The organism is Acinetobacter sp. P8-3-8 (assembly GCF_000214135.1).
Classification (GTDB): Bacteria; Pseudomonadota; Gammaproteobacteria; order Pseudomonadales; family Moraxellaceae; genus Acinetobacter.
In genome coordinates this window covers 1-11,533 of record NZ_AFIE01000074.1, presented here as the reverse complement: position 1 = coordinate 11,533, position 11,533 = coordinate 1, and the positions used below count along the sequence as shown (strand labels likewise).

Genomic DNA, 11,533 nt, shown 5'->3' with positions numbered 1-11,533 from the left:
TTCAAAAATTTAGATTTATAGGTTTTTATAGAAATGAAAATTAGCGAGAATTGGCTACGCACGTGGGTAAATCCTGCAATCGATAGTGAAACATTGTCTGATCAATTGACGATGTTAGGTTTAGAAGTGGATGACTTAACACCTGCGGCTAAACCTTTTACAGGTGTCGTTGTTGGTGAGGTTGTTACGGTAGAGCAGCATCCAGATGCAGATCGTCTACGTGTAACTACAGTTAACATTGGTACAGATGAAGTATTACAAATCGTATGTGGTGCGCCAAATGTACGCGTAGGAATGAAAGCACCTGTAGCAACCATTGGTGCTGTACTTCCGGGTGATTTTAAAATTAAAAAAGGTAAACTTCGTGGTATTGAATCACAAGGGATGCTTTGCGGTGCGTCTGAAATTGACCTAGAAGATAAGATTGATGGGCTTTTAGAGCTTCCTGCTGATGCACCAGTTGGAACCAATATCCGTGAATATTTAAATCTTGATGATCACGTGATTGATATCAGTATCACGCCTAACCGTGGTGATTGTTTTAGTATTCGTGGTATTGCCCGTGAAATTGGTGTGATTAACCAACTTCCAGTCACAGCACCTGAAATTAAAGAAGTTAGCTCAACGATTAGCGATCAAAAGCAAGTTGTAGTTGATACAGATGGTTGCCCTCGTTATTTGGGGCGTGTGATTAAAAATGTAAATACCAAAGCACCAACACCAGAGTGGATGGAGCAAGCTTTAGCACGTTCAGGTATTCGTCAGCACAGTATTCTGGTTGATATCACCAACTATGTGTTGATCGAACTGGGTCAACCATTACATGCTTTTGATGGTGGCAAAGTTCAAGGTTCAGTGCATGTGCGTCAGGCAACAACAAATGAAAAGCTTGTATTGTTAAATGATCAAGAAATTGAACTGACTGAAGATGTGATGGTGATTGCTGATGATGAAAAAGCATTGGCAATAGCAGGAATTATGGGTGGTCTATCTTCATCTGTAACTGATGAAACGACAGAAATTTTCCTTGAATCAGCATTTTTCGCTCCATTACACATTGCAGGTCGTGCACGTCGTTATGGATTGCATACCGATGCATCACAACGTTATGAACGTGGTGTAGATTTTGAATTACCAATGATTGCAATGCATCGTGCATCGCAATTGATTCAAGAACTTGCTGGTGGTGAGTTTGGTCCAATTACTGTGGCTGAAAAAACTGAGCTATTACCAAAACGTGAAGCGATTGCGTTAAAACAGGCTCAAGTTGATCAATTACTAGGTTATAAAGTCGAATCTTCATTTATTACAGATGCTTTGCAACGTTTAGGTTGCGATGTTACGGTAAATGCTGAAGGTGATTGGACTGTTGTACCACCATCGTATCGTTATGATATGGCAATTTATCAAGATCTTATTGAAGAAATTGCACGTATTCATGGCTATGACAATATTCAAATCAGCTTGCCTGTGATTGATGTAAGACTCGCAAAACATCAAGATCAATTTGATTTGACACAATTACGTCAGACATTGGTGACTTTAGGTTATCAAGAAGCGATTAGTTTTAGCTTTGCAGATTTGAAACTTGAGAAACAATTGAATTCACATGTAAATCCTTTGGTATTGGCAAATCCAATCTCTAGTGATTTAGCTGTGATGCGTTCAACGTTGCTTTCAAGTTTGATTCCATGCGTACAGCACAATATTAACCGTCAGCAAAGCCGAGTTCGTTTCTTTGAGTTGGGTTTACGCTTTGATTATCAAAATGCACAAAATATTGATGATCTTAAACAAATACCGACGTTAGCGATGATTGCTGTAGGCGCTAAGCAATCAGAATCATGGCATGGTAAAGCACAGCCAATGGATTTCTTTGATCTTAAAGGTGAAGTAGAGGAAGTTTTAGCTGCGGGTCGTGTCAATGTTGAATATGTGCGTACTGAGCGAGAATGGCTACATCCAGGTCAATCTGCTGAAATTTTAGTTGCTGGAAAATCAGTTGGTTATTTAGGCCGTTTACACCCTTCTTTAGAAGATGCACTAGATTTGGGCATAACTTGGGTAGCAGAGCTCGATCAATCGGCTGTTTTGCAAACTTATGTATCTAATTTTACAGAATTATCACGATTTCCGTCGGTAAGACGTGATATTGCGCTTTTAATTAATGATAATATTAATGTTAGCGAAATTCAGCAACTTATCGAAAAAACAGGTGGAGCGTTATTGAACTCAACTTGGCTATTCGATGTGTACACTGGTCAAGGTGTTGAAAACGGTAAACGCTCTTTGGCATTTGCATTGTTGTGGCAACATCCGTCACGTACTTTGGAAGATGCTGAAATTAAATCTGGTATGGATAATATTATTCAAGTGTTAGAAGACACTTATCAAGCGACATTGAGGGCCTCATGACAGCATTAACAAAAGCAGAAATGGCTGATCATTTAAGTGAGCTTACGAGTTTGAACCGTCGTGAAGCAAAACAAATGGTCGAGTTGTTTTTTGATGAAATTAGCCAGGCATTAATTGCCGGCGAACAAGTCAAACTTTCAGGATTTGGTAATTTCGAATTACGTGACAAGCGTCAACGTCCTGGTCGAAACCCAAAAACTGGCGAAGAAATTCCAATCTCAGCACGTCGTGTCGTGACATTCCGTGCAGGTCAGAAATTTAGACAACGTGTAGGCACAGAGCAAGACGATTAATTGTATTAATCAATATTGTGTTGTAGAAGAAGCCCTGAGTTTAGCTTGGGGCTTTTTTATGTCTGATGCTTAATTTATAAAAAAGTATTTGTTTAAATGTACTGAGCAAGGATACGGTTAAGTTTCTATTTAACCTGAGCTCGAGATAAGATATATTCCCAACTATATGATACGCGGAAACGTCAGTCGCATTGTTTGAGGCATGAGGAATATATTCCGCAAGATCTGCAATATACTGTTTTTGCAAGATATTAGATACTTGATAGTATCTGTCGAGTTGGCGACTGACAAATGGTTTTGCCCTTGCGTGGCAGTGCCACTCATCCCGAAAGCCTTGCGAGGTAGTACCTCTCAGGTCGAACCGAAGGTTAATCCTTACATTTGACTTTAAACGGTAAGGCTCCGCTGCATCTGATCTATCTTTTCAATAAATTACATCAGAGTTTATCCCGAGCTGACGTTATTTACCTTATTGTTTATTTTAAGCAAAAAAAAGAGAACCAAAGGTTCTCTTTTTTCGATAATAATCTAAGCGATTATTAGTGTGCAGCAGCTGAAGCAGCAGCTGTAGCGTCAGCAGCAGCAGCAGTAGCGTCAGAAGCAGCAGCAGTAGCGTCAGCAGCAGCAGCAGAAGCGTCAGCAGCAGCATCTACAGCAGAAGCAGCAACAGCGTCAGCAGCAGCAGTAGCTTCAGAAGCAGCTTCTACAGCTTGAGAAGCAGCAGCGTTTGCATCAGCAGCAGCTTCTTCAGTTTTTTTAGCACAACCAACGAAAGCTAAAGTAGTAGCAACTGCAGCAGCAATAGCGATTTTTTTGAATAACATGGCATCACTCTCATAAATTAAATTGAGACAAAAAACCCAAGTTAGCCTGTTTTTTGCTTTTTGCATGGGCAGCCTAACTGGTATGCGAATATGCTATCACTGCGCATTTTGAATTGCTACTGGGTAAAGTAAAAAAACTGATGAAATTGATGAAAAAATGATGTTTTTTTAACAGAAAATTACAATCGACTTGAGCTTTTAGATTGGTTTGTTGATAAATAACTTATTAAAAAACATAGAATTTATCTATTAATGGTTTTATTATTCAATTGCTTGCAATATTGAGTAACAAGTAAAATCAGCATTTGTATATTTATGTAAAAAATGTCAACCAAATAAAAAGCTACCCTTGTAGGTAGCTTTTTATATCTTTATTTACTTTTAATTTGCAGCTTTACGCTTCATTTGATCGAAGAAATCATCATTGGTTTTGGTTTCTTTCATACGATCAAGTAAGAACTCCATTGCTGCTAATTCATCCATTGGATGTAAAAGCTTGCGAAGAATCCATACTTTACGTAAGTTTTCTTCACTCATGAGGCGTTCTTCACGACGAGTACCAGATTTTTTGATATTCATTGCAGGGAAGACACGTTTTTCAGCAATACGGCGATCAAGCGTGATCTCTTGGTTACCTGTACCTTTGAATTCTTCATAGATCACTTCATCCATTTTACTACCTGTTTCAATCAAGGCAGTAGAAATGATGGTCAGTGAGCCACCTTCTTCAATATTACGTGCAGCACCAAAGAAACGTTTAGGACGCTCTAATGCATGTGCATCCACACCACCTGTAAGAACCTTGCCAGATGAAGGAACAACAGTGTTGTAAGCACGAGCTAAACGAGTAATCGAGTCGAGTAGAATAACCACATCTTTCTTGTGTTCAACTAAACGTTTCGCTTTTTCAATGACCATTTCGGCAACTTGTACGTGACGAGCTGGAGATTCATCAAATGTTGATGCAACAACTTCACCGCGAACAGTACGCTCCATTTCTGTCACTTCTTCAGGACGTTCGTCAATCAGAAGTACGATCAGGAAACATTCAGGATTGTTACGAACAATAGATTGAGCAATGTTCTGTAATAACATCGTTTTACCCGCTTTAGGCGGGGCTACGATAATAGAACGTTGTCCTTTACCAATTGGCGCAACTAAGTCAACAACACGTGCTGTTAAATCTTCAGAAGAACCATTACCCAATTCCATAATCAACTGTTCAGTTGGGAAAAGTGGGGTCAAGTTTTCAAATAAAATTTTGTTACGAGAGTTTTCAGGTGTGTCGTAGTTAATTTGATTAACTTTTAATAAAGCAAAATAACGTTCACCTTCTTTTGGTGGGCGAATCGTCCCCGTAATGGTATCACCAGTACGTAAGTTAAAACGACGAATTTGTGATGGGCTCACATAGATATCGTCAGGACCTGCAAGGTAAGAGCCTGCAGCCGAGCGTAAAAAGCCGAAACCATCAGACAAAATTTCAAGAACACCATCACCAAAAATTTCTTCGCCATTCATTGCATGACGTTTTAAGATGGCAAAAATGATGTCTTGCTTACGGTTACGAGCCATTCCTTCGAGGCCCATAAACTCAGCAATTTTAATGAGTTCGCCGATCGGTTTTTTCTTGAGTTCAGTTAAATTCATAGATGATCAGATTGAATAAGAATGTGTGGAACACAGATAAAGAAAAGAAGCAAAAGTCGTCCGCAGTGCAATAGGTGAGTTGAAACTGTGTGTGAACAATAGCAAACTCAGAATCTATATAGTTGTTTCGAGGAGAAATATGTAAAACAATTTCTGTTGCCGAGCGGCGATCTTATGTGTTGTCTTTTAAGAAACAGGAAGATAATCCTAATGTTCCTTGAGCATGGAATATAAGTGAGATCAATGGATTTGTCAAATTATAGTCAAAAAAATACGCTAGAAAATCTAACGTATTTTTTTCGTACTCAATGATTAACCTAACTCAATCGAATTAGATGTTTTCTTCGATGAACGCTGTTAATTTTGATTTAGGTGCTGCACCAATCTGTTGAGCAACAACTTCACCATTTTTAAACATCAATAATGCTGGAATATTACGAATATTGTAATTTACAGCAGTTGCTTCACACGCAGTGACGTCAACTTTAACGATTTTTACTTTACCTTCGTATTCGCTAGACAACACTTCAAGTACAGGTGCAATGGCTTTACATGGTGCACACCAGCCTGCCCAGAAATCTACAATTACAGGAATGTCAGATTTCAGTACATCAGCTTCAAAGTTGTCATCAGTCGTGTTTACGATATTGCCAGACATGGAATTTGCTCCAAAAAAAATATTCTAAAGATGAATCTTCTATAAATATAAGTATTACATAGTCATCTTTAACAATGTAAGGGGATAAGTAAATTTTCGGCCTTTATTGTAAATTTGTCCAATTGATGCTCACGATATTTACAATCGGATCCTTAGAAAATGCAGACAATGTGTAACATAATTGTCATATATGTTGAAAAAATAATATCTCAGTAAATTGTCTAAATAAATGGCTTTTAAAAAGCGTGTATGTGAATTAATCTAAGCACAATTCTGTATGGGTTTGTATAAATAATGTCTGATTTTTTGATTGATGAAGAATTACTTGCTGCCATCGATATGGGGTCGAACAGTTTCCACTTGGCGATTGCACGTGTGGATCATGGCGAAGTTAAAAAAGTTGCTTCTATGTCAGAAAAAGTCCAGCTTGCTGCTGGATTGGATGAAAATAAAAATTTAACAGAAGCTGCGCAACAACGTGGTTTGGCCTGTTTAGCACGTTTCGTTGGGCGCTTAAGTTCAGTACAGCCGACTCGCTTACGTATCGTGGCAACCAATGCTTTACGTCAAGCGAAGAATGGCCATGAATTTATTCAAAAAGCTGCCGAAATACTGCCAAAACCGATTGAAATCATTGCAGGTCGTGAAGAAGCCCGTCTGATTTATTTGGGCGTATCTCATACCATGGCAAATAGTGGTCGCCGTTTGGTGATTGATATTGGTGGTGGTTCGACTGAATTAATTATTGGTGAAGAATTCGAACCTATTCATACAGAATCTTTGCAAATGGGTTGTGTTGCTTTTACCAAAGCTTATTTCACTGATGGTGAAATTAATTCAAAAGCTTTTGATAAAGCCGTTGTCGCAGCGCGCAAAGAATTATCGTCAATTGCAAATACTTATAAAGCTGCTGGCTGGGACACCGTTGTTGGTTCAAGCGGTACGATCAAAGCCTGCCGACAAATTGCAGTGAATATGGGTTGGAGCGATGCTCAGGAAAATCTGACACGTGAAGGCTTGGATAAACTTAAAGATAAAATGCTGAAATACAAAAATATTTCAGATATGGAATTTGATGGTTTAAAAGAAGATCGTCGTGCAGTTTTACCTGCAGGTTTAGCCATTCTTTATGCTGTTTTTGAAGTTTTAAATATCGACAAACTGGTGTATTCAGATGGTGCTTTGCGTGAAGGCGTGATGTATGACTTGTTGGGGCGTTTCCAGCATGAAGACATTCGTGATCGCAGTGTTCAAGCGATGATGGGGCGCTATGGCGCAGATGCTAAGCAAGCACAGCGTGTCGTTGAAACTGCACAACATCTATTTGATGGGGTTTCACAATCACTCAAACTCAACAGTGATGATAGTGACCTTTTACGTCGAGCAGCTTATTTGCATGAAATTGGTTTGGCAATTAGCCATAGTGGTTACCAAAAACACAGCGCCTACTTATTACAGCATTCAGACATTCCAGGTTTTTCACAAATTGATCAAAACCATTTGTCACATTTGGTCGCTCATCATCGTCGAAAATTACGTGGTGATGCCAAAATAGATGTTCTAAAGGTCGGTGGACACAGACTTATTTATCTTTGTTTGTTGTTGCGTCTTGCTGTTTTACTCAATCATAGTCGTAGTGATGAGATGCTTCCTGCCATTGAATTGACAGTGGATAATGAGCAACAATGGCACCTCAGCGTTTCTGGCGATGCCAAACAATGGCCGTTGCTCGTTGCAGATTTGCATGATGAGCAAGTGCAATTTAAGCATTGGGACATTGAATTGAATATTCAGTCGGAACAGTTTATCGATTAACTAAAAGATTTTGTGGTGATTGAATGAATTGTATAGACCATTTGATATCACAAAATTCTAAACTTCCGATCTAACCCATCGGTGAATTAGGGATAATACTCGACTCATGAAAAATAAAGCTGCTCAGTCTAAAGCTTGGAAAACGGTTCAAATTGCACGTCATCCTGAACGTCCGCAATTTTTGGACTATGTAGGCGAAATTTTTACAGAATTTGATGCTTTGCATGGTGATCGTTTATATGGCGATGATGGTGCAATGGTCGGTGGATTGGCACGTTTTAATGGTCAACCTGTAATGATCGTTGGTCAGCACCGTGGTCGTAGTACACGTGAAAAGTTACAACATAACTTTGGGATGAGTAATCCAGAAGGTTATCGTAAATCGCAACGTTTATTAGATATGGCGGAACGTTTTAATTTACCTGTATTTACCTTTATCGACACGATGGGCGCATACCCAGGTGTAGGTGCAGAAGAACGTGGTCAAGCAGAGGCGATTGCAACCAGTTTGGCACAACTTTCTAGCTTAAAAGTACCTGTTATTGCGACAGTTTTAGGTGAGGGCGGTTCTGGTGGTGCGCTTGGTATTGGTGTGGCAGATCGTGTAGTGATGCTTTCACACAGTATTTATTCAGTGATTTCACCAGAAGGTTGTGCTTCTATTTTATGGAAAACTGCTGAAAAAGCAGAACAAGCCAGCGAAGCATTGGCATTAACAGCAGACAAGTTGCAAGAAATTGGCATTGTTGAATATGTTGTTGATGAAGGTGAGGGCGCACATTTACATCCACTTGAAGTTATGGAAAAACTGAAGGATGTGTTAAAACAAGCGCTTGATGAATTACAGCCAATGAGTGCAGAAGAACGATGCGAAGCACGTTACCAGCGTTTAATGAAGTTTGGCAGCGACAATTTAGGGCTCGCTTCTTAAAACAGCATTCGCAATTTTCTGAAAATACACACTTTTTAATCGGATGTAGCGGTGGCATGGACTCCATGCTGTTGCTACATTTGACGGCTCAACTTTTCCCTCAGCAAATACGTGCAATTTACGTCAATCATCAATTACAAAAAGTCAGTGATGAGTGGGCAGATTTTGTTGCAGAGCAATGCTTAATTCTCAATATTCCTTATATTATTCAAAATGTTCAAGTTGCTGATGGTAATCTTGAAAATCAAGCACGTGAAGCCCGTTACCACGCTTATCAACTGCATTTGAATGAAAATGAAGTGTTGGTTCTTGCACATCATCAACAAGATCAAGCTGAAACAGTGATGTTACGACTCCTTTCTGGGGCAGGTGCTTCAGGTTTATCTGCAATGAAAATTGTGGATCATCGAACAATAGATCAAAAAGAAATTACGCTATGGCGTCCTTTATTGGATCTCTCTCGTGAGCAGATTTGCCAATGGGTCGAACAATTGGATATTCGCTATGTTGATGATCCAACCAATCTCGATACCCAGTATGATCGAGCATGGTGTAGACATGAACTTTGGCATATTTTGCAAAGCCGTTATCCCAAAATGCAGCAATCTTTGGCACGAACCAGTTATTTGATGCAAGATGCAGAACACATTCTCAATGAAGTTTTAGCTCAAGATTTGGCTTTTTGTGGTGATGCTGAACAGCTTGATTTAAGTCAGTTTCAACAACTTTCACATCCACGACAACGGCAGTTATTATCGGTTTGGATGAAAGGTGAGCATACCTATCGCCCTGCATTTGATATGGTGAATCGTATTTTTGAAGAGGTGATTGATTCAAAAGTAGATTCACAGGCTGCATTGCAATGGAATCATTTTTATTATTTACGTTATCAAAATCATTTGTATCGTATCGCAAAAGAAAAATATTTAGCTTCTAAATCAATGGCTGATTCAACTCGTCCATTAGAACAACAATTGAATTTAAAGTTTAAAGATCAATTCGATTTGGCATCGGGTCGCTTTATTATCGAAACCGCTGAAATGGGACTATCTTTTGCATTACTTGATTCTACGTTAACATTGAAAACTCGTCTGGGCGGTGAAAAAATTCATCTTTATGGCAGAGTCGGTGCTTGGCCTTTGAAAAAAGCGATTCAGGAAGCACATATTTTTCCTTGGATGCGTCATACAATTCAAATATTAAGTGTAGATAATGTTATGCTTGGTGTTTTTACACCAAAAGGATTTTGGTTGGCACAATCTCAATATTGTGAAGTAGGCGGATGGCAACCAAATTTAATCTCAGCGTTAAAAAATAAGGTCGGGCGTGATTCATGAGTGCAGTTTTAAATTGTAATATTACTTTTATTGGTGGCGGGAATATGGCTCAAGCCTTAATTGGTGGCTTGATTAGTCGAGGTTTACCTGCAACTCGTATTACAGTTTCAGATCCTGTAGAAGAAATAAGACAGTTACTGCTCGAAAAAGATGTTCATGTGACAGATAATAATGTTGCAGCAATAAAAGATGCAGATATTGTTGTTCTTGCTGTAAAGCCACAAGTTTTAGGTCTTGTGCTTAAACCGCTTCAAGGTTTATTTGATGGTAAATTGATTATTTCTATTGTTGCAGGTGCTGAAATTAAAACCATTTCAGCATTAACAGGAAATGATCGTGTTGTACGTGTGATGCCAAATACTCCTGCGTTAGTTCAAACAGGCGCGCACGGTATCTTTGCTTATGATGTGGTTGAAGCGAAAGATCGTGAGCTTGCAACACAAGTGCTTGCTGCTACTGGTTTAACGATTTGGGTAAATTCAGAAGCTCAAGTTGATGCCGTAACTGCTGTTTCAGGTTCTGGCCCTGCATACTTTTTCTATATGATGGAAAGTATGATTCGCGCTGGAAAAAATATGGGGCTGGATGAAAAAGTAGCAACAGCATTAACATTACAAACGGCTTTAGGTGCCGCCCAAATGGCGATCACCAGTTCAAATTCTCCTTCAGAGTTACGTAAAAATGTAACTTCGCCAAATGGGACAACTCAGGCAGCACTTGAAGTATTTGATCGTGCTCAAATTTCACAGAATATTCAAACAGCTTTAGCTACTGCGCAAAAGCGTAGTCAGGAATTGGCTCAAGAGTTAAGTGACAGTATTAAATAATTAATTGAATTTTTAGGAACGTTCCAATATGGGTGCAAATTCTGCGCAGATTTTTGGCATTATTATTAACGTAGCGATTTTGCTCGTATTCTTCCGTTTTTTAATGCAATTGGCAATGGTGAGTCCATATAACCCTGTGGTTATGTCGACAGTGAAAGCTACGAAAATTGTGGATGTGTTTAGTCGCATTTTTCCAACACTTGGCAAAGGTCGTGTTAACACAGCCGCTTTGGTGTTGGTTATAGTTCTCTATTTACTCAAGATTTTTGGAATGATGTATTTGCAAGGTGCTATGCCAAATAGCCCTGTGCATTTGTTGATTCTCACCTTTGTCACCATGATTCAAGACTTAATTCGTTTTTGTCGCTATTTAATTTTTGCGACGATTATTTTAAGTTGGGTGGTGATGTTTACTCAGTCTAGATCGCCTTATATTGAGGTGATTCAAGAGCTTGCAGAACCGTTATTAGCGCCGTTCCGTAAGATCATGCCGAATATGGGAATGATTGATTTATCTCCAATTTTAGCGTTCCTTGCGTTGTATATTGCAGAAATTCTGATGAATGAAGTTGCGAAGATTTTATTAACAGGTCTTTAATTTATTGATTCTGTAGGAAAAGGGCTCGATTGAGTCCTTTTTATTTGCTTGAAAATTTGTAAGAAAGAATTGGTGGTGTTCATCAATTACTGGCTTCCATTGGTAAAGTGGTTCTTTTAAAAGCACCTCCATCCCAACCTTCCTCCTGAGAGGAGGAAGGGGCTAAAGCATTTTACAGGCTTCTT

General features: G+C 39.1%; 10 protein-coding genes. 7 read left to right on the top strand and 3 right to left on the bottom strand.

Going from position 1 to position 11,533, the window contains the following annotated elements; all coding sequences use genetic code 11:
• Positions 1-33 precede the first annotated feature (33 nt).
• Together pheT and GGG_RS0117385 are read left to right on the top strand one after the other, a co-directional pair.
• On the top strand, positions 34-2,415 hold the full coding sequence (gene pheT / locus GGG_RS0117390; protein WP_010117261.1) for a phenylalanine--tRNA ligase subunit beta: 2,382 nt from the start codon (positions 34-36) through the stop codon (positions 2,413-2,415).
• The gene (locus GGG_RS0117385) at positions 2,412-2,708 is read left to right on the top strand and encodes an integration host factor subunit alpha (protein WP_010117259.1); all 297 of its coding nucleotides are present in this window, start codon (positions 2,412-2,414) and stop codon (positions 2,706-2,708) included. Before pheT ends, GGG_RS0117385 begins: the two co-directional genes overlap by 4 nt.
• A 539-nt stretch (positions 2,709-3,247) precedes the next feature.
• Here the strand turns inward: GGG_RS0117385 and GGG_RS0117380 are convergent.
• From GGG_RS0117380 to trxA, 3 genes are all read right to left on the bottom strand, one after another.
• The gene (locus GGG_RS0117380; protein ID WP_010117257.1) at positions 3,248-3,532 is read right to left on the bottom strand and encodes a hypothetical protein; all 285 of its coding nucleotides are present in this window, start codon (positions 3,530-3,532) and stop codon (positions 3,248-3,250) included.
• 381 nt (positions 3,533-3,913) lie between these two features.
• Positions 3,914-5,182, bottom strand: a complete 1,269-nt coding sequence (rho, locus tag GGG_RS0117375; protein WP_010117256.1) for a transcription termination factor Rho — start codon at positions 5,180-5,182, stop codon at positions 3,914-3,916.
• 331 nt (positions 5,183-5,513) lie between these two features.
• Positions 5,514-5,840 (bottom strand): thioredoxin, encoded by a 327-nt coding sequence (gene trxA, locus GGG_RS0117370; protein WP_010117254.1) that lies wholly within the window; start codon positions 5,838-5,840, stop codon positions 5,514-5,516.
• Positions 5,841-6,134: 294 nt separating this feature from the next.
• On the opposite strand from trxA, the gene ppx reads away from it, so the two are divergent.
• From ppx to GGG_RS0117345, 5 genes are all read left to right on the top strand, one after another.
• Positions 6,135-7,655, top strand: coding sequence for an exopolyphosphatase (ppx, locus tag GGG_RS0117365; protein WP_010117252.1), 1,521 nt, complete (start codon positions 6,135-6,137; stop codon positions 7,653-7,655).
• 106 nt (positions 7,656-7,761) lie between these two features.
• Positions 7,762-8,586 carry an acetyl-CoA carboxylase carboxyltransferase subunit alpha gene (locus GGG_RS0117360; protein ID WP_010117251.1) on the top strand — a complete coding sequence of 275 codons (825 nt, stop codon included), beginning with the start codon at positions 7,762-7,764 and terminating at the stop codon, positions 8,584-8,586.
• Positions 8,523-9,923, top strand: a complete 1,401-nt coding sequence (gene tilS, locus GGG_RS0117355) for a tRNA lysidine(34) synthetase TilS (protein WP_081399955.1) — start codon at positions 8,523-8,525, stop codon at positions 9,921-9,923. The genes GGG_RS0117360 and tilS overlap by 64 nt, the downstream gene beginning before the upstream one ends.
• Entirely contained in the window at positions 9,920-10,750 is an 831-nt protein-coding gene (gene proC / locus GGG_RS0117350; RefSeq protein ID WP_010117248.1) for a pyrroline-5-carboxylate reductase, read from the top strand. The genes tilS and proC overlap by 4 nt, the downstream gene beginning before the upstream one ends.
• A 28-nt stretch (positions 10,751-10,778) precedes the next feature.
• Positions 10,779-11,348, top strand: a complete 570-nt coding sequence (locus GGG_RS0117345; protein ID WP_010117246.1) for a YggT family protein — start codon at positions 10,779-10,781, stop codon at positions 11,346-11,348.
• Positions 11,349-11,533 lie beyond the last annotated feature (185 nt).

What these genes read in the sequence shown, in the direction of transcription:
- pheT (WP_010117261.1), top strand. Translation starts at nt 34, where the DNA reads ATGAAAATTAGCGAGAATTGGCTACGCACGTGGGTAAATCCTGCAATC.
- GGG_RS0117385 (WP_010117259.1), top strand. Translation starts at nt 2,412, where the DNA reads ATGACAGCATTAACAAAAGCAGAAATGGCTGATCATTTAAGTGAGCTT.
- GGG_RS0117380 (WP_010117257.1), bottom strand. Translation starts at nt 3,532, where the DNA reads ATGTTATTCAAAAAAATCGCTATTGCTGCTGCAGTTGCTACTACTTTA.
- rho (WP_010117256.1), bottom strand. Translation starts at nt 5,182, where the DNA reads ATGAATTTAACTGAACTCAAGAAAAAACCGATCGGCGAACTCATTAAA.
- trxA (WP_010117254.1), bottom strand. Translation starts at nt 5,840, where the DNA reads ATGTCTGGCAATATCGTAAACACGACTGATGACAACTTTGAAGCTGAT.
- ppx (WP_010117252.1), top strand. Translation starts at nt 6,135, where the DNA reads ATGTCTGATTTTTTGATTGATGAAGAATTACTTGCTGCCATCGATATG.
- GGG_RS0117360 (WP_010117251.1), top strand. Translation starts at nt 7,762, where the DNA reads ATGAAAAATAAAGCTGCTCAGTCTAAAGCTTGGAAAACGGTTCAAATT.
- tilS (WP_081399955.1), top strand. Translation starts at nt 8,523, where the DNA reads ATGCGAAGCACGTTACCAGCGTTTAATGAAGTTTGGCAGCGACAATTT.
- proC (WP_010117248.1), top strand. Translation starts at nt 9,920, where the DNA reads ATGAGTGCAGTTTTAAATTGTAATATTACTTTTATTGGTGGCGGGAAT.
- GGG_RS0117345 (WP_010117246.1), top strand. Translation starts at nt 10,779, where the DNA reads ATGGGTGCAAATTCTGCGCAGATTTTTGGCATTATTATTAACGTAGCG.